This window comes from Clostridium sulfidigenes (genome assembly GCF_052067195.1).
Lineage (GTDB): Bacteria > Bacillota > Clostridia > Clostridiales > Clostridiaceae > Clostridium_J > Clostridium_J sulfidigenes.
In genome coordinates this window covers 18,611-36,457 of the sequence record NZ_JBQHQR010000003.1, presented here as the reverse complement: position 1 = coordinate 36,457, position 17,847 = coordinate 18,611, and the positions used below count along the sequence as shown (strand labels likewise).

Below are 17,847 nucleotides of genomic sequence, written 5' to 3'. Positions count from 1 at the left end.
AACGAGTAATTTTAAATTCGACAAAACTGTTTTGGCCTTAGCCAAAACAGTCTTTGTATTAGTATCTGTAATGAGCAAAAGCCTTATTTGCTTCAGCCATTTTATGAGTATCTTCTCTCTTCTTAACTGCAGCTCCTGTGTTGTTTGAGGCATCGATTAACTCATTAGCTAATCTTTCTCTCATATATTTCTCGCCTCTTTTTTCACAAGCTAGCAACATCCATCTAATACCTAATGTTTGTCTTCTCTCTGGTCTAACCTCGATAGGTACTTGATATGTAGCTCCACCTATTCTTCTAGCTTTAACCTCAAGTAATGGCATTATATTGTTCATAGCTGCCTCAAAAACCTCTAGAGGTTCTTTTCCAGTTTTCTCACGAATGATATCGAAAGCATCATAGCATATTTTTTGTGCTACACCCTTTTTTCCATCTTCCATAACACTGTTTATTAATTTAGTAACAACTTTTGAATTGTACATTGGATCTGGTAATACATCTCTTTTTGCAATAAATCCTTTTCTTGGCACTTTTCTTCCCTCCTTAACATTGTAAAATTAACTCATAGGTACTCGATATCTCTACCGCAAAGTGCTCTGCTCTTATAATCTATGTAAATCTATATAAATTCGAAGGCATAGCACTCTTTAACTAAGACCTATTTTTGTTTTGGTCTCTTAGCACCGTATTTAGATCTTGATTGTAATCTGTTTGCTACTCCAGCAGAGTCTAAAGCTCCTCTAACTATGTGGTATCTGCAACCTGGAAGGTCTTTTACTCTTCCTCCTCTTATAAGAACAACGCTGTGCTCTTGTAGGTTGTGTCCTTCACCTGGAATATAAGCAGTTACTTCGTATCCGTTTGTAAGTCTAACTCTCGCTACTTTTCTTAACGCTGAGTTCGGCTTCTTAGGAGTACTTGTTTTAACTACAGTACATACTCCTCTTTTTTGTGGACACTCTTTTAATGCTGGTGCTGTAGATTTTGAAGCTAATGTCATTCTACCTTTTCTTACTAATTGGTTTATAGTTGGCATTATTTCACCTCCTTAAAATAATTACTAATGCTTATCTATTCACACAATAATATTATGATAGATATTCTATAATAAATTAGTCATTAGCAAACCTTAAATTATGAGTGCAGTTGCAGCTGAAACATCAATTCCACATAATACACCTAGTTCTTTCATAGTATCAATTTCTATAATTTCTAGGGATCTGTCTACTGCTAATTTAAGTATAGGTTCTAGTAGTTTGCTATCTGCATCTTTTGCAACATACAGCTTACAACCTAGATTGTTCTTTAAGGCTTTAGCTGTTTGCTTTACTCCAACAACTTTTTCCCCAACAAGTCTAGTCACCATACTAACCCCCCTCATAATTTCAATTCATAAAGTGATAAAATACTATTTTATCAATCACATACAAAATGTATTTTATCACTTTATATAATTCATGTCAATAGAACTAACTCTAAGATTAAGCGTTAATTTCTACCTCTGCAACTGGCTGATTTTCACAGATTTCAATTCCCCTGTATCTATTCATACCAGTTCCAGCAGGAATTAACTTACCTATAATTACATTTTCCTTTAATCCTACAAGCGGATCTATCTTTCCTTTGATAGCTGCATCTGTAAGAACTCTTGTAGTCTCTTGGAATGACGCTGCTGATAAGAATGAATCAGTTGCTAGTGCTGCTTTAGTTATTCCTAATAGTGCAATCTTACCCTCAGCTGGTTTTCCACCTAGCGCTAAAGCCTTTTCATTTGCTTCTTCAAAATCAAATATATCCATCATTGTTCCTGGTAGTAACTCAGTATCACCTGATTCTTCTACCTTTATTTTTCTAGTCATTTGTCTTATAACTACTTCAAGATGCTTATCGTTTATATCAACACCTTGTAATCTATAAACTTTTTGAACCTCAGATAAAAGATAGTTTTTAACACCCTTAACACCTTTAATTCTTATTATGTCATGTGGATTTACTGATCCTTCAGTGATTTCATCTCCAGCGTCTATTATATCTCCATTGATTACTTTAATTCTTGAACCAAATGGTATTTCATAAGTAAACTCTTCACCGGAGTTACTTGTCACTATAACAGTTCGCTTTTTCTTAGTTTCTTCCATTCTTACTGTACCTGCACAGTCACTTACTATTGCAAGCCCCTTTGGTTTTCTGGCTTCAAATAATTCTTCAACCCTTGGAAGACCCTGAGTAATATCTGCTCCAACAACTCCACCTGTATGGAATGTTCTCATTGTAAGCTGAGTTCCTGGTTCTCCTATAGATTGAGCTGCTATAATACCAACAGCCTCACCTATGTCGATTTTTTGAGCTGTTGCCATGTTCATACCATAACATTTAGCACATACCCCTATTTTAGCGTTACAAGTAAATACAGATCTTATTTTAACTTTCTTAACGCCGGCTTTCTCAACTTTTTCTGCCATAGCAGCATTCATATACTCATCACATTTAACTAGAACTTCTCCTGTTTCTGGATGAACTATATCTTGAGCACTATATCTTCCAGAAAGTCTTTCACTTAGTGGTTCAATTACTTCATTTCCTTCTTTAATTTCACTAACTTCATAACCTTCTTTAGTTCCACAATCCTCTTGTCTTACTATAACATCTTGACTAACATCAACAAGTCTTCTTGTTAAGTATCCAGAGTCCGCAGTTTTAAGGGCAGTATCAGCATTTCCTTTTCTAGCTCCGTGAGTAGATATGAAATACTCTAATACTTCAAGTCCTTCTCTAAATGAAGCTCTGATTGGAAGCTCAATGATTTTACCTGATGGACTAGCCATAAGTCCTCTCATACCTGCTAATTGTTTAATTTGGCTCTTAGATCCTCTGGCTCCTGAGTCAGCCATCATATTTATCGGATTAAACTTATCTAAGCTATCCATAAGAGCGTCAGCTACTTCCTCAGTTGTTTTTGTCCACTTGTCTATAACTTTTTCATATCTCTCATCTTCAGATATGAATCCTCTTCTATACATCTTTTCTATCTTTTCAATAGTATTATCAGCCTCTGCAAGTAATTCTTTCTTAATTTCTGGAACTTCCATGTCAGAAACAGCTACTGTTACAGCTCCGATAGTAGAGAAATGATATCCTTTTGCTTTTATATTATCAAGCATCTTAGATGTTTCAGAAGGACCATATAATGTATAACATTTATCTATTATATTTCCCAAGTTTTTCTTGCTGACTAAGAAATCTATCTCTAATTTGAATTCATTTTCAGGTAGAGTTCTATCAACAAAACCTAGATTTTGAGGTATTGATTCATTAAATATAAGCTTTCCTAATGTAGTATCTATAATTCCATAACGTTTTTCTCCATTAATAATTTTAGATACTTTAACTTTAATAGCTGCATGTATATCTACATCCTTAACTTCATATGCCATCATCACTTCTTCTGGTGATGAGAACATTCTTCCTTCACCCTTAGCGCCTTCTTTATCTAATGTTAAGTAATAAGAGCCAAGAACCATATCTTGAGTAGGTACACAAACCGGTTTACCATCTGAAGCTTTCATAATATTGTGCGCTGCAAGCATTAAAAATCTTGCTTCTGCTTGTGCTTCAACTGATAGAGGGACGTGTACCGCCATTTGGTCTCCATCAAAGTCAGCATTATATGCTGTACATACAAGCGGATGTAGTTTTATAGCTCTTCCTTCTACAAGTATTGGTTGGAAGGCTTGAATTCCTAATCTATGAAGTGTTGGAGCACGGTTAAGTAATACTGGATGATCTTGAATTACCTCTTCAAGGACATCCCATACTTGAGGCTGAACTCTTTCAACCATTCTCTTTGCACTCTTAATGTTGTGTGCAACTCCACTTTCAGTTAATTTTTTCATAACAAACGGCTTAAATAATTCTAATGCCATTTCTTTTGGAAGTCCACATTGATACATCTTAAGTTCAGGTCCAACAACGATAACTGAACGTCCAGAGTAGTCAACACGCTTACCAAGCAAGTTTTGTCTAAATCTTCCTTGCTTTCCTTTAAGCATATCTGATAGAGATTTTAATGGTCTATTTCCTGGACCTGTTACCGGTCTACCTCTTCTTCCATTATCAATTAGTGAGTCTACTGCTTCTTGAAGCATTCTTTTCTCATTTCTAACGATAATATCAGGTGCTTGTAAATCTAGTAATTTTTTAAGTCTATTATTTCTATTTATTACTCTTCTGTATAAATCATTTAGGTCAGATGTAGCAAATCTTCCACCATCTAATTGTACCATTGGTCTTAAATCTGGCGGTATAACAGGTATTACATCTATAATCATCCACTCTGGTTTATTAGTTGATTTTCTAAATGATTCTACAACATCAAGTCTTCTAATAGTTCTTATTTTCTTTTGTCCTGTACTTGTTTTAAAATCTTCTTTAAGTTCTGCAGAAAGCTTATCTAAATCTATATCTTGCAATAAGACTTTTACAGATTCTGCACCCATTCCTGCTACAAAACCATCATAGCCATATTTATCTACAGCTTCTCTATAGTCTTTTTCTGTTAATATTTGCTTCTTATCAAGTGGTGTATCCTTTGGATCTAACACTACATAAGCAGCAAAATAAAGTACTTTCTCTAAAGAACGTGGTGACATATCAAGGATTAATCCCATACGAGATGGAATTCCTTTAAAATACCAAATGTGAGATACAGGGGCAGCTAGTTCTATATGCCCCATTCTTTCACGCCTTACTTTAGATTTTGTAACTTCAACTCCACATCTGTCACACACTATACCTTTGTATCTAACTCTTTTGTATTTACCGCAATGACATTCCCAGTCTTTCATTGGTCCAAATATTCTCTCGCAGAACAGACCATCTCTTTCCGGTTTTAATGTTCTATAGTTGATTGTTTCAGGTTTTTTTACTTCCCCTCTAGACCACTCTCTGATCTGTTCTGGTGAAGCTAACCCTATTTGTATTGCATCAAAATTATTTAATTCAAACAAGGGTACATCCTCCCTTCAATTTAATGTTCATCATTAAAATCATCTAAAACTAAATCACTGTCTAGGTCAGATTCTAAATCAATATCTAAACCTGAATCTAGATTTGGCTCTAATTCATCATCGAAATCATCTAATTTTATGTCTTCAAAATCTGAATCCTCTTCTACTTCTGATGAATCAGTATCTATTGGCTCAATATATTCTTTTACAGGTTCTTTAGTAAAGGAATCCTCTTTACCTTCTATGTTTACCTCTAAATCTTCAACTTCGTCATCAACAGATTCTTTAAGTTTAATTTCCTCATGATTCTCATCTAAAAGTTTAATATCTAAGCACAATGCTTGAAGTTCTTTAATAAGTACCTTAAATGATTCTGGAACTCCTGGCTCAGGTATATTTTCTCCTTTTACAATAGCCTCATAAGTTTTAACTCTACCTACAACATCATCTGACTTAACTGTTAGAATTTCCTGAAGTGTATGAGCTGATCCATAAGCTTCAAGGGCCCAAACTTCCATCTCACCAAATCTTTGTCCTCCAAATTGAGCTTTACCACCCAATGGTTGCTGAGTAACTAATGAGTATGGACCTGTAGATCTAGCATGTATCTTATCATCAACTAAGTGGTGCAGCTTTAATATATACATGTAGCCTACTGTAACCCTATTATCAAACGCTTCTCCTGTTCTTCCGTCATAAAGTACAGTCTTACCATCTCTATTATATCCTGCTTTTTCTAAGCAATCTTGAATTTCTGTATCTAAAGCACCATCAAATACTGGAGTAGCTATATGCCATCCAAGTTCACTAGCAGCCCATCCTAAATGAACTTCAAGTACCTGACCTATATTCATACGTGATGGAACTCCTAGAGGATTTAAACATATTTGAAGTGGTCTTCCATCAGGTAAGAATGGCATATCTTCTAATGGCAATACTCTGGATATAACACCTTTATTACCGTGTCTTCCCGCCATTTTATCTCCAACAGATATTTTTCTCTTTTGAGCTATATAACATCTTACTAATTGATTTACACCCGGTGGAAGTTCATCAGCATTGTCTTTTGTAAATACTTTTACATCTACAATTATACCAGCTTCTCCATGAGGAACTCTTAGTGAAGTATCTCTTACTTCCCTTGCCTTCTCTCCGAATATAGCTCTTAATAATCTTTCCTCTGCTGTTAGTTCAGTCTCTCCCTTAGGAGTAACTTTACCTACTAAAATATCTCCTGATCTTACTTCTGCACCTATTCTTATTATTCCACGCTCATCTATATCTTTTAGAGCATCCTCACCTACGTTTGGTATGTCTCTTGTAATCTCTTCTGGTCCTAGTTTAGTATCTCTAGCTTCTGACTCATATTCTTCAATGTGAACTGAAGTAAAGATATCATCTCTTACTAGTTCCTCAGATATAAGCATAGCATCCTCGTAGTTATAACCTTCCCAAGTTATAAATCCAATTCTAATATTTTTACCTAATGCAATTTCTCCTAAATCTGTAGAAGGACCATCAGCTAAAACCGTATTTATATCAACTTTTTCTCCTTTATCAACTATAGGACGTTGATTTATACAAGTACCAGAGTTAGATCTCTTGAATTTTAATAGGTTATATACATCTGTACCACCATCTATATCTCTTTTTATTCTTATTTCATTTCCACTAACATAAGATACAACTCCTGCATTCTTAGCCTTAGGTAATACTCCTGAGTCTACTGCAGCTTTATATTCTATACCAGTACCAACTACTGGTGCTTGTGTTTTTAGAAGTGGAACTGCTTGCCTTTGCATGTTTGATCCCATCAGTGCACGAGTAGCATCGTCATTCTCTAAGAAAGGTATCATTGCTGTAGCAACTGATACAATTTGTCTTGGAGAAATATCAATTAGATCTACTTGCTCTCTTGGTACTATTATAACTTCTGATTTTTCTCTAACAGTAACCTTTTTATCTATGAAGCTTCCATCTTCAGCTAACGGCTCACTAGCTTGTGCTACAAGATAATTATCTTCTTCATCAGCAGTTATATATATAATCTTATCTGTAGCTTTACCTGTTTCCTTGTCAACAACTCTATATGGAGTCTGCATAAATCCATATTCATTAACCTTAGCATATGTAGCTAATGAGTTAATTAACCCTATGTTAGGTCCTTCTGGTGTCTCTATAGGACACATTCTACCATAATGAGAATAGTGAACGTCTCTTACTTCAAATCCTGCTCTTTCTCTTGATAGTCCTCCTGGTCCTAATGCAGATAATCTTCTTTTGTGTGTTAACTCAGATAATGGATTTGTTTGATCCATGAATTGTGATAGCTGTGAACTTCCAAAGAACTCCTTTATAGCTGCCACAACAGGTCTTATATTTATTAAAGCCTGTGGAGTAATTATTTCTTGATCTTGAACAGTCATTCTTTCTTTGACTACTCTTTCCATTCTTGATAAACCAATTCTAAATTGGTTTTGTAATAATTCACCTACAGATCTTAATCTTCTATTTCCTAAATGGTCTATGTCATCTACATATCCTATTCCATACGCCAATCCCAACTCATAGCTTAATGTAGCATATATATCGTCTCTAATTATATGTTTTGGAACCAACTTGTTTGCGCTAGCCTTTATTTGTTCTTTAATTTCATCTTCATTATGATACGTTTCTAATATCGCTTTTAATGTAGGATAGTGAACATATTCTTTAATGTTTAGCTCAGAAATATCAAAGCTTACATGTTTAGATAAATCAACAAAGTTATTTCCTATAACTCTTATAACTCTATCATCAACCTGAATGTCTACAGAATTTATACCTAAGTTTTGTATTTCTGCAGCTAATTCCCTACTTATTTTATTTCCCTTTTCAACTATAATCTCACCTGTAGAAGGATTAATTATGTTTTCAGCAGCTATTTGATTAGTAATTCTCCATTTAACAGCTAACTTCTTGTTAAATTTGTATCTACCTACTTTTGATAAATCATATCTTTTTGCATCAAAGAATAAAGACTCTATCAATGAAATGGCACTATCCACAGTTGGTGGCTCACCAGGTCTTAGTCTCTTATAAATCTCTAGTAATGCATCATTCTTTTCTTTTGTATTATCTTTTTCTAAGGATGCTTTAAGTCTCTCTTCTTCTCCAAAAACCTCAAGAATCTCAGCATCACTTCCATAGTTTAGCATTACCCTCATAAGTACTGTGATAGGTAACTTCCTTGTCTTGTCTATTCTCACATAAATTACATCATTAGAGTCAGTCTCGTATTCTAACCAAGCTCCTCTATTTGGTATAACTGTTGAAGAAAATAACTTTTTACCAGTTTTATCAACAGTATAATTATAATATACTCCTGGAGATCTAACTAACTGACTTACTATAACTCTTTCAGCTCCGTTAATAACAAAGGTTCCTTGATCAGTCATTATTGGGAAATCACCCATAAAGACTTCTTGTTCCTTTATTTCTCCTGTTTCATTATTTTGTAACCTAACTTTCACCTTTAATGGTGCTGCATAAGTAGTATCTCTTTCTTTGCACTGCTCAACAGAATACTTAATGTTCTCCATATCCAATTTATAGTTGACAAATTCTAAAGATAAGTTGCCAGTATAATCTTGTATAGGATTAATATCATCAAATACCTCGTGCAATCCTTCAGCTAAAAACCAATCGTATGAATCAATTTGAACTTCGATTAAGTTTGGCATTTCAGCTGTATCTTTTACTTTGGAAAAGCTCATTCTTTCCCTTTTACCAACTTTTACAGGATGTACCATATAATTTTCACCCCTTGTATAAACTAAAATAACCCAAGACACACTTTCCCCTAGGACTTTGTGTTTCGGACTTACACTTATTCATCATGCAATTCTATCCAATTTGTAGAAAAATATTCACATAATTATAATTCTATATAAATATACGAAGAACTTTTTCCATAAATATGGACGTATACATAACTTGATTTACTTATTCGCATTGAATTATATTATCATTATTTTTATTTAATGTCAATATATAATAAACTTATTTATTAAGTTATCTTTATTTCTTTTGTTACAAAAATGGAGTACTTAATTTAAGTACTCCACAACGTAAATCCATTGACTTACTATTTTACTTCTACAGTAGCTCCAACTTCTTCAAGTTTAGCTTTCATGCTTTCAGCATCATCTTTGCTTACAGCTTCTTTAATTGTTTTAGGAGCTCCATCAACTATATCTTTAGCTTCTTTTAATCCTAATCCAGTTAATTCTCTAACAACTTTTATAACTTTTATTTTTCCAGCTCCAGCATTAGTTAATACTACGTCGAACTCAGTTTTTTCTTCAGCTGCTGCTCCAGCAACTGCTCCACCTGCAACTGCTACTGGTGCTGCTGCACTTACTCCAAATTCTTCTTCACAAGCCTTAACTAACTCGTTTAATTCTAAAACACTCATATCTTTTATAGCTTGAATCATATCTTCTCTTGTCATTTTAAAATGCACCTCCGAAATTTTTAAATTATATTTTTATTTTCTCTACGTTTTCTAAATTCTTACTTAGACTAATTACTCTGCTGCTTCTTCACCTTTTTTCTCAGCTATAGCATTTAATAAATATGCTAAGTTTGAAAGTGGAGCTTTGAAGCTTCCAAGTAGTTTTGCAATAAGTACATCTCTTGATGGAATTGATGCGATCTCTTTAATTTGAGCTTCACCAAATAACTCACCTTGGACTACTCCTGCTTTTAATTGAAGTTTTTTATGAGTTTTTGCAAAGTCATTTAAAACTCTAGCTGGTGATGTTGGATCATCATATCCTAAAGCTATTGAAACTGGTCCTTGAAGATATTGATCTAATCCTTCAATTCCTAATTCCTTTGCAGCTAATGTAACTAGTGTATTTTTATATACTCTATATTCAACACCTGCTTCTCTTAGTGCTTTTCTTAATTGTGTATCTTCTTCAACATTTAGTCCTTGATACTCACTAAGAACAACTCCTTGAGCTTTTTCTAACTTTTCCTTTATTTCAGCAACTTTTGCTTCTTTTAAAGATCTATTTTTACTTTGCACTGTGTATCCACCTCCTTACAGCTTTCACTGTATATTAAAAAAATAAGGTCTCTCCGTAGACACGAAGAGACCAATAAAATCATTTATTAGCATCCTCGGTAGGTATTTAGTTACGCTTTTCAGCACCTACTGTCTACGGAATATATTCAACTTTTGTATTATAGCACATTAAAAATTTTAATGCAATATTAATCTAACACTTTTGTTGGATTAATTTTTACTCCTGGTCCCATAGTTGATGCTACAGTAACAGATTTAATATATTGTCCTTTTGCAGCAGCTGGTTTAGCCTTAACAATAGCATCCATTAAAGTATGGAAGTTATCCATTAACTTTTCAGATCCGAAAGACTTCTTACCAATTCCTACGTGAACTATAGCTGTTTTATCTACTCTGTATTCAACTTTACCAGCTTTAATATCATTTAGAGCTTTTGCTACATCAAATGTAACAGTACCTGATTTAGGGTTTGGCATTAAACCTTTAGGTCCTAATACTCTACCTAGTCTTCCAACTACACCCATCATATCTGGAGTAGCTACAACTACGTCAAACTCAAACCAGTTCTCTTTTTGGATTTTATCTACTAGTTCTTCTGCTCCAACGAAATCAGCTCCAGCAGCTTCTGCTTCTTTTGCTTTATCTCCTTTAGCGAAAACTAATACTCTAACAGTTTTACCTGTTCCATGAGGAAGTACTACTGCTCCTCTTACTTGTTGATCTGCATGTCTTGGGTCAACACCAAGTCTTACGTGAACTTCTATTGTTTCATCGAATTTAGCTTTTGATGTCTTTATTGTAAGTTCCATAGATTCTGCTGGTGTGTATAGAGCATTCTTGTCTATCAACTTAGCGCTTTCTATGTAATTCTTTCCCATTTTAGCCATTTTGCATCCTCCTTTGTGGTATTAACGGTTTTTGCCTCCCACCGAATTAATTGAAATTACTCTTCGATTACTATTCCCATGCTTCTAGCTGTTCCAGCTATCATGCTCATAGCAGCCTCTAATGATGCAGCATTTAAGTCTGGCATCTTTAATTCAGCTATTTCTTTAACTTTAGCTGCTGAAACTGTTGCAACCTTAGTTCTGTTTGGAACGCCTGATCCACTCTCTATTCCAGCTGCTTTTTTTAATAATACTGCTGCTGGTGGAGTTTTTAGTATAAAACTAAATGATCTGTCTTGGTAAACTGTAATTACAACTGGTATTATCATACCTGGTTGATCTGCAGTTTTTGCGTTGAACTCCTTACAGAATCCCATAATATTTACACCGTGTTGACCAAGTGCAGGTCCTACTGGTGGTGCTGGTGTTGCCTTTCCTGCAGGAAGTTGAAGTTTTATCATTCCTGTTATTTTCTTAGCCATGAGTTTACACCTCCTATATTGTGGTAATCGGACTTTTATAAGTCCTCCCACTTAAATAGAATTTAGTCTTTTAGACATCATTCTACTAAGTCTTAAAGTTTTTGTATTTGATTAAAATCAAGTTCAACAGAGGTTTCTCTGCCAAACATGTTAACTAATCCTTTAATTTTATGTTTTTCTATAGATATTTCAGTAATTGCAACAATGAAGTCTTCAAATGGTCCTGATACAACCTTCACTTGTTCTCCAACTTCAACATCTACAGTAACTTGTTTTTCAACTATTCCCATATTGTGAATTTCATCTTCTGTTAAAGGCACCGGTTTTGATCCAGGACCTACAAATCCAGTAACCCCTCTAGTATTTCTAACAATATACCAAGAATCATCAGTCATAACCATCTTAACCATCACATATCCTGGAAATACTTTTCTTAATGTAACTTTTTCTTTGCCATCCTTGATTTCTACTTGCTCTTCCATAGGAACTTGAATGTCATGAACGAACTCTTCAAGATTTCTATTTTCAATAGCTTTTTCAAGATTAGCCTTAACTTTATTCTCATATCCAGAATATGTATGAACTACATACCATCTTGCTTTTTCTCCTGTCATAGCTACAGGGGCGTAATTATACCGTCCCCTTACCTCCCTTTTAAATTATTTAAAAATCAAATTAAAAAGGTTTTTAAAACCAGCATCTAACAAACCTACAGTTATTGCATAAAGAAGACAAAAGCATATTACCGCCATAAGAGCTTTCTTAAGCTCATCTTTTGTAGGCCATGTTACTCTTTTAAATTCCGCTTTTAAGTCGATAAAAAACTGTACTATCTTCATTCGTTTTTTAGGGTTAATTACTTTACCCTCAACTTTTTCAGCCATAATTTTCACATCCCCAAAATATTTGAAGTTCTTAAAGAACTATTTTGTTTCTTTATGAAGTGTATGTTTGTGGCAGAATCTGCAGTATTTTTGCATTTCGATCCTGTCTGGATTATTCTTTTTATTTTTCATTGTGTTGTAGTTTCTTTGTTTACATTCAGTACATGCTAAAGTTATTTTAACTCTCACAATCTACACCTCCTAGTTTATGCGTATTTAATTTTATTTATAAAACCAATAATTTTTTCTTGATAATATATCGTTAACTGCAATTGCTACTTAAACAACTTATCACAAGTTACCACTTATGTCAATTGTAAATAATTCCTTGCAATCATTATACTATAAAATTATTAAAGATACCTTATTGATTTTTCTTTTAAAAGGACTAGGTTTAGAACCCAGTCCTATTTTAAATCTTAATTATTCGATTATAGAAGTTACAACTCCTGATCCTACTGTTCTTCCACCTTCTCTGATTGCGAATCTTAATCCTTCATCCATTGCGATTGGAGTGATTAATTCTACGTTCATATCTATGTGGTCTCCTGGCATTACCATTTCCATTCCATCTGGTAATTTGATTGATCCTGTTACGTCTGTTGTTCTGAAGTAGAACTGTGGTCTGTATCCATCAAAGAATGGTGTATGTCTTCCACCTTCTTCTTTTTTAAGTACGTATACTTGACCTACGAACTTCATATGTGGATGTACTGATCCACTTTTTGCTAATACTTGACCTCTTTGTATATCTGCTCTTTGTACTCCTCTTAATAGAGCTCCGATGTTATCTCCTGCTTGTGCTTCATCTAGAAGTTTTCTGAACATCTCTACTCCTGTACATACTACTTTTCTCTTCTCTTCTGTTAATCCTACGATTTCGATTTCGTCTCCAACTTTTAGTATTCCAGTCTCAACTCTTCCTGTTGCTACTGTTCCTCTTCCTGTTATTGTGAATACGTCCTCTACTGGCATTAAGAATGCTTTATCTGTTGCTCTTTCTGGAGTTGGGATATAGCTATCTACTGCTGCCATTAAGTCCATGATGCATTGTGTTGCTGCTTCATCTGTTGGGCTTTCTAATGCTTTTAATGCTGATCCTGTTACTATTGGAATATCGTCTCCTGGGAAGTCATACTCAGATAATAATTCTCTGATTTCCATTTCTACTAATTCTAATAATTCTGGATCATCTACCATATCTGCTTTATTTAAGAATACAACTATGTATTGTACTCCTACTCTTGATGCTAGAAGTATGTGCTCTCTTGTTTGAGGCATTGGACCGTCTGCTGCACTTACTACTAGGATTGCTCCATCCATTTGTGCTGCTCCTGTAATCATGTTCTTAACATAGTCTGCGTGTCCTGGACAGTCAACGTGAGCATAGTGTCTTGTTTCTGTTTGATACTCTACGTGTGATGTATTGATTGTGATTCCTCTTTCCTTCTCTTCTGGTGCTTTATCTATATCAGCATAGTTGAATGCTTCTGCATATCCTCTACTTGCTAATACTGTTGTTATTGCTGCTGTTAATGTTGTCTTACCGTGGTCTACGTGTCCTATTGTTCCAATATTAACGTGCGGTTTGCTTCTTTCAAATTTTTCCTTTGCCATTTCTTATTCCTCCTTAATTAGAAAACATTTTTATTTTCACTTTTTTAATGTAAACTTATCCACGTGTGTTGCAAAATAACTGGAGCTCATAACCGGGATTGAACCGGTGACCTCCACCTTACCAAGGTGACGCTCTACCTACTGAGCTATATGAGCATTCAATACATAATGTATTTATTTTAAAATATTTTTGTCAGTTCCTTATTATAAATGATTTTTTTTTGTTTGTCAATACGATTTCATCTTTGTTCTAAACACTTTTCAAGTTTACGTTTTACTCTCTGAAGTGCATTATCAATAGATTTTGCTTGCCTATCTAAATCACTGGCAATTTCTTGATAAGATTTACCATCAAGATAAGAATTCAAAACTTCCATTTCTAAGCCTGACAATACTTCTTGTATCTTACTTTCTATGTTCTCCATCTCTTCTCTATCTATTATCAATTCTTCGGGATCAGATACCCTTATACCTGATAATATATCTAATAGAGTTCTATCTGATTCTTCGTCATATATAGGCTTATTCAGTGATATATAAGTGTTCAGCGGAATATGTTTTTGTCTTGTAGCAGTTTTTACAGCAGTGATTATCTGTCTTGTTATGCACAATTCTGCAAAAACCTTAAAAGATGCTAACTTATCATCCTTAAAATCTCTTATAGCTTTAAATAAACCAATCATACCTTCTTGATATATATCTTCTTTATCAGCACCAATCAAAAAATATGATTTTGCTTTAGCTTTCACAAAGTTCTGATATTTACAAAGAAGATATTCTAAGGCTCTATTATTCCCCGTCTTAGCCATAGCTACTATATCTTCATCTTTTTTACCCGTAAACATGGAGTTTAACTCATCATTGCCACTTGTATTTCCCAACAATATCCCCTCCAAAGCATAAATGACCCTAATTAGAATTATACATTAACAAAATTTAGATAGTCAAGATATATTATCTACTTCTCCTTATCTTTTCTAGCTTTTCTGCCACTTCTTTATCTATGGCCTCCTCAAAAAGATTTCTATTGTGAAAACTTTTGTTCTCACACTGCCTAGATATCTTTCTGTTTGCTTCCTCAATCCAACTGTAAAACTCTATAGACGATACTCTATTAGCACCTCTTTGAAATATTAACTGTTGCTCTAGAGAATCAGATGTTACAACATAGACCTCTGATTTTCTCCCTATATGATTTACAGTCCTCTCTATATAACTATCCGCAGTTTCATCATGCTTTGTAAAAACTATAGTCAAATTTCCTTTTCTATCCTTTTTTTCTATACTTCCCTTTACCATATGTGCATCAAATACCAGTGTTATTCTGCACCCTTTAAAGGCTGCATAGTTAAGAAGTAAGTCAATAAGCTTATTTCTTGCAGCTTCGTAACTATAGTCCTTTATAGTATTTAATTCTGGCCAGCTATTAATTACATTATACCCATCCACAAAAATTTGCTTCAACTCTATACCCCATTTACTTCTACTTCAATCTTTGTTTTAATATTTCATATGCTATCATTCCACATGCTACTGATGCATTTAATGAATTAACCTTTCCTACCATAGGTATTTTAACCAACACATCGCACTTTGATTTAGTTAGCTTTGAAATACCTTTTCCTTCACTTCCTATAACTAAAGCTATAGGTCCTTTTAAATCCGAATCATAGCAGTATTGGGCCCCATGCATATCTGCTCCATATACCCATATCCCAGATTCCTTTAGTTCATCTATAGCTACATTTATATTTGTAACTTTAGCAATTTTTATGTATTCTGTAGCCCCAGCTGAAGTTTTATAAACAGTAGGTGTAACTCCTACATTTTTTCTTTTTGGAATTATTATCCCATGTACTCCACAAACTTCTGCTATTCTTATTATGGACCCAAAATTATGAGGATCTTCAATTTCATCTAATACTAATATAAAGGGATCTTCTCCTTTTTCCTTAGCGTTATTAATTATATCTACTATACCACAATAATTGTATGGAGTTACTATTGCAATTACCCCTTGATGTGCAGCCGTTTCACTTATACCATCTAGTTTTGCTCTATCCACATATTTAACTACTACAGATTTTTCTTTAGCTAATGCTGTAATTACACTTATGGATCCTTTAGTATCTCCTTGTGCTATCATTATATATTCTATTGTTCTATCAGATTTTAGAGCTTCAATAACCGCATTTCTACCTTCAATCATATCTTCTCTTGAGGTTGTATTGAAATTTTCAACTTTTATATTGCTATGAATATTTTCATTTCTGTAGGATTGATTATTTCTTCTTTCACTATTTACATCACCTACAAATCTATTATTATCTCTTCTATTTTTCCCTATACGTTTAGGTCTAGCATTTTTACTACCTTGTCTTTTATCTTCCATCCTTATATCGCTCCTATCATCTATTCCTATATCAATTTACATTTTATATAGATAAGTACTTATTTCTTATTTCTATAGCCTTACCGCAAGTCATAGCTCCTTCTGAACAACTTCCCTTAACACAACTAGGACCGCATCCTTCAAATAAATTTGGCGCTACTTTTTTTACTTCCTTAAGCATAGCATCTGCTAAATCCCTTATTTCCCATTGAGCTCTCATACAGCATCTATGACTAAAGAAATGCATAAGCTCTCTAGCATTCATTGTAACTACAATTTTAGTTGCACATGCATTAGGAAATATATATCTAGCATCCTCAATAGCACTTTTTTCAGCTTTGGACTTTAATGATTTCATCTCTTTTTCTGTGATTTCTTCACATTTTTTTCTTGCTTTATGTTCATTAATATATACATCTAAATTAGAAGTTTTAAGTACTTCAACTAATTTATCATAGTCTTCCTGATCTTTTTTCATCGCCTCTACAAAGATAGCCTTACACTTCTCATCTTTTTCTATAGATGGTGGAATTATATATTCAAAAGCATCTAACTTAACATATCTTTGACTTTGCTGAGAATAAGAAGCAACTCTATGTCTAACCAATTGATGTGTTAAGCTTCTGGATACCCCCTCAATACCAAAAGTAAAGCTTACATGTTCAACTGGAGAGTTATGACCATAACTATTCAACATTTTTATAAATTTACTTGTAGTTTCTTCATCTAATCCTTCTGTTATTTCCTCAATTCCTACTGAACTATAACATAATTTAGCTGCTGCAGCTACTATTTTTTCTGGATTTGGAGTAAACTCCATAAGTTTAACTTTTATCATTATTATCACTCATTTCAATAATTTTATTAAGCAAATAATTTAATCTGTCATTCTTTCCTGAAATGTACAAATATCCTATTACAGCTTCAAATCCTGTTGCCCACCTATACTCACCAACATCTGCGTTCTTAGGGGCACTAGATTTAGTATTTCTTCCTCTCTTAAAAACTGACATTTCCTCTTCGTCAAACATATCTAAAATTAATTTTGCATAATTACTCTGTGATTTTGCTTTGACAAAATTAACAGTTTTTAAATGCAACTGCTGTACTTTCAATGATTTATTTTCGCCTAATAAATAGGTTCTTATAAACACTTCATACACAGCATCACCTATAAATGCAAGAGTTAATGGGTTTATTAAATGTGCTTCTTTTGCACTAAATTTTTCTTTCAATAAATCAAATTCCATATTTTTCTCCTTAATGAGATAAATCCTATTATAATAATTAAACATAATAATTATATATTTTCAAGATTTCATAGTCAAATCTAACTTTCTCCTAACACAATTATTATTAATGAATTATTAAAAAATATAGTTATTAAAAGCCCTAATTATTCACTGTCTTCATCTTTTTCTTCTATTTTTAATAGGCTCTATTGAAAATTACAGTGATAGAATATAATTGGCTATTTTCACTTCTTTCAAAATAACAAAATCTCTG

General features: G+C 33.6%; 18 protein-coding genes, 1 tRNA gene and 1 other annotated feature. All 19 genes read right to left on the bottom strand.

Going from position 1 to position 17,847, the window contains the following annotated elements:
* Positions 1-58: 58 nt before the first annotated feature.
* Positions 59-529 carry a 30S ribosomal protein S7 gene (rpsG, locus tag ACTNBA_RS04000; RefSeq protein ID WP_035135028.1) on the bottom strand — a complete coding sequence of 157 codons (471 nt, stop codon included), beginning with the start codon at positions 527-529 and terminating at the stop codon, positions 59-61.
* A 128-nt stretch (positions 530-657) separates the two neighbouring features.
* Complete coding sequence (rpsL, locus tag ACTNBA_RS03995) at positions 658-1,035, bottom strand: 30S ribosomal protein S12 (protein ID WP_035135030.1); 378 nt, start codon at positions 1,033-1,035, stop codon at positions 658-660.
* Positions 1,036-1,128: 93 nt separating this feature from the next.
* Positions 1,129-1,365, bottom strand: a complete 237-nt coding sequence (locus ACTNBA_RS03990) for a ribosomal L7Ae/L30e/S12e/Gadd45 family protein (RefSeq protein ID WP_346847803.1) — start codon at positions 1,363-1,365, stop codon at positions 1,129-1,131.
* 115 nt (positions 1,366-1,480) lie between these two features.
* Positions 1,481-5,005, bottom strand: coding sequence for a DNA-directed RNA polymerase subunit beta' (rpoC, locus tag ACTNBA_RS03985; protein ID WP_441072735.1), 3,525 nt, complete (start codon positions 5,003-5,005; stop codon positions 1,481-1,483).
* A gap of 20 nt (positions 5,006-5,025) precedes the next feature.
* Entirely contained in the window at positions 5,026-8,796 is a 3,771-nt protein-coding gene (gene rpoB, locus ACTNBA_RS03980) for a DNA-directed RNA polymerase subunit beta (protein WP_441072955.1), read from the bottom strand.
* Positions 8,797-9,131: 335 nt separating this feature from the next.
* Entirely contained in the window at positions 9,132-9,497 is a 366-nt protein-coding gene (gene rplL, locus ACTNBA_RS03975) for a 50S ribosomal protein L7/L12 (protein ID WP_035135036.1), read from the bottom strand.
* Positions 9,498-9,572: 75 nt separating this feature from the next.
* Complete coding sequence (gene rplJ / locus ACTNBA_RS03970; protein ID WP_035135037.1) at positions 9,573-10,079, bottom strand: 50S ribosomal protein L10; 507 nt, start codon at positions 10,077-10,079, stop codon at positions 9,573-9,575.
* 31 nt (positions 10,080-10,110) lie between these two features.
* Positions 10,111-10,236: a sequence feature (ribosomal protein L10 leader region), on the bottom strand.
* A gap of 31 nt (positions 10,237-10,267) precedes the next feature.
* The gene (gene rplA / locus ACTNBA_RS03965; protein WP_035135051.1) at positions 10,268-10,957 is read right to left on the bottom strand and encodes a 50S ribosomal protein L1; all 690 of its coding nucleotides are present in this window, start codon (positions 10,955-10,957) and stop codon (positions 10,268-10,270) included.
* Positions 10,958-11,022: 65 nt separating this feature from the next.
* Positions 11,023-11,448, bottom strand: coding sequence for a 50S ribosomal protein L11 (rplK, locus tag ACTNBA_RS03960; protein WP_035135039.1), 426 nt, complete (start codon positions 11,446-11,448; stop codon positions 11,023-11,025).
* Between the two features lie 92 nt (positions 11,449-11,540).
* Positions 11,541-12,062: a transcription termination/antitermination protein NusG gene (gene nusG / locus ACTNBA_RS03955; protein ID WP_035135041.1), complete on the bottom strand. Its 522-nt coding sequence runs from the start codon at positions 12,060-12,062 to the stop codon at positions 11,541-11,543.
* Positions 12,063-12,107: 45 nt separating this feature from the next.
* Complete coding sequence (gene secE / locus ACTNBA_RS03950; protein ID WP_035135043.1) at positions 12,108-12,332, bottom strand: preprotein translocase subunit SecE; 225 nt, start codon at positions 12,330-12,332, stop codon at positions 12,108-12,110.
* Positions 12,333-12,371: 39 nt separating this feature from the next.
* Complete coding sequence (gene rpmG, locus ACTNBA_RS03945) at positions 12,372-12,521, bottom strand: 50S ribosomal protein L33 (RefSeq protein WP_035135045.1); 150 nt, start codon at positions 12,519-12,521, stop codon at positions 12,372-12,374.
* A 234-nt stretch (positions 12,522-12,755) separates the two neighbouring features.
* On the bottom strand, positions 12,756-13,949 hold the full coding sequence (gene tuf, locus ACTNBA_RS03940) for an elongation factor Tu (protein ID WP_346847802.1): 1,194 nt from the start codon (positions 13,947-13,949) through the stop codon (positions 12,756-12,758).
* An 80-nt stretch (positions 13,950-14,029) separates the two neighbouring features.
* Positions 14,030-14,105: transfer RNA gene (locus tag ACTNBA_RS03935), tRNA-Thr, on the bottom strand.
* 83 nt (positions 14,106-14,188) lie between these two features.
* Positions 14,189-14,794, bottom strand: coding sequence for an RNA polymerase sporulation sigma factor SigH (gene sigH, locus ACTNBA_RS03930; RefSeq protein ID WP_150843595.1), 606 nt, complete (start codon positions 14,792-14,794; stop codon positions 14,189-14,191).
* Between the two features lie 109 nt (positions 14,795-14,903).
* On the bottom strand, positions 14,904-15,413 hold the full coding sequence (locus ACTNBA_RS03925) for an NYN domain-containing protein (protein ID WP_346847805.1): 510 nt from the start codon (positions 15,411-15,413) through the stop codon (positions 14,904-14,906).
* 19 nt (positions 15,414-15,432) lie between these two features.
* Positions 15,433-16,158 carry a 23S rRNA (guanosine(2251)-2'-O)-methyltransferase RlmB gene (gene rlmB / locus ACTNBA_RS03920; RefSeq protein ID WP_441072954.1) on the bottom strand — a complete coding sequence of 242 codons (726 nt, stop codon included), beginning with the start codon at positions 16,156-16,158 and terminating at the stop codon, positions 15,433-15,435.
* 226 nt (positions 16,159-16,384) lie between these two features.
* Complete coding sequence (thyX, locus tag ACTNBA_RS03915; RefSeq protein WP_441072953.1) at positions 16,385-17,182, bottom strand: FAD-dependent thymidylate synthase; 798 nt, start codon at positions 17,180-17,182, stop codon at positions 16,385-16,387.
* Positions 17,166-17,591, bottom strand: coding sequence for a ribonuclease III domain-containing protein (locus ACTNBA_RS03910; RefSeq protein WP_150843591.1), 426 nt, complete (start codon positions 17,589-17,591; stop codon positions 17,166-17,168). Before ACTNBA_RS03910 ends, thyX begins: the two co-directional genes overlap by 17 nt.
* Positions 17,592-17,847: the final 256 nt, after the last annotated feature.

Coding starts and splice junctions, on each gene's coding strand:
- rplL (WP_035135036.1), bottom strand. CDS start 9,497: ATGACAAGAGAAGATATGATTCAAGCTATAAAAGATATGAGTGTTTTA.
- rplK (WP_035135039.1), bottom strand. CDS start 11,448: ATGGCTAAGAAAATAACAGGAATGATAAAACTTCAACTTCCTGCAGGA.
- nusG (WP_035135041.1), bottom strand. CDS start 12,062: ATGACAGGAGAAAAAGCAAGATGGTATGTAGTTCATACATATTCTGGA.
- sigH (WP_150843595.1), bottom strand. CDS start 14,794: ATGTTTACGGGTAAAAAAGATGAAGATATAGTAGCTATGGCTAAGACG.
- tuf (WP_346847802.1), bottom strand. CDS start 13,949: ATGGCAAAGGAAAAATTTGAAAGAAGCAAACCGCACGTTAATATTGGA.
- secE (WP_035135043.1), bottom strand. CDS start 12,332: ATGGCTGAAAAAGTTGAGGGTAAAGTAATTAACCCTAAAAAACGAATG.
- rplA (WP_035135051.1), bottom strand. CDS start 10,957: ATGGGAAAGAATTACATAGAAAGCGCTAAGTTGATAGACAAGAATGCT.
- rlmB (WP_441072954.1), bottom strand. CDS start 16,158: ATGATTGAAGGTAGAAATGCGGTTATTGAAGCTCTAAAATCTGATAGA.
- ACTNBA_RS03990 (WP_346847803.1), bottom strand. CDS start 1,365: ATGGTGACTAGACTTGTTGGGGAAAAAGTTGTTGGAGTAAAGCAAACA.
- rpsL (WP_035135030.1), bottom strand. CDS start 1,035: ATGCCAACTATAAACCAATTAGTAAGAAAAGGTAGAATGACATTAGCT.
- ACTNBA_RS03910 (WP_150843591.1), bottom strand. CDS start 17,591: ATGGAATTTGATTTATTGAAAGAAAAATTTAGTGCAAAAGAAGCACAT.
- rpoB (WP_441072955.1), bottom strand. CDS start 8,796: ATGGTACATCCTGTAAAAGTTGGTAAAAGGGAAAGAATGAGCTTTTCC.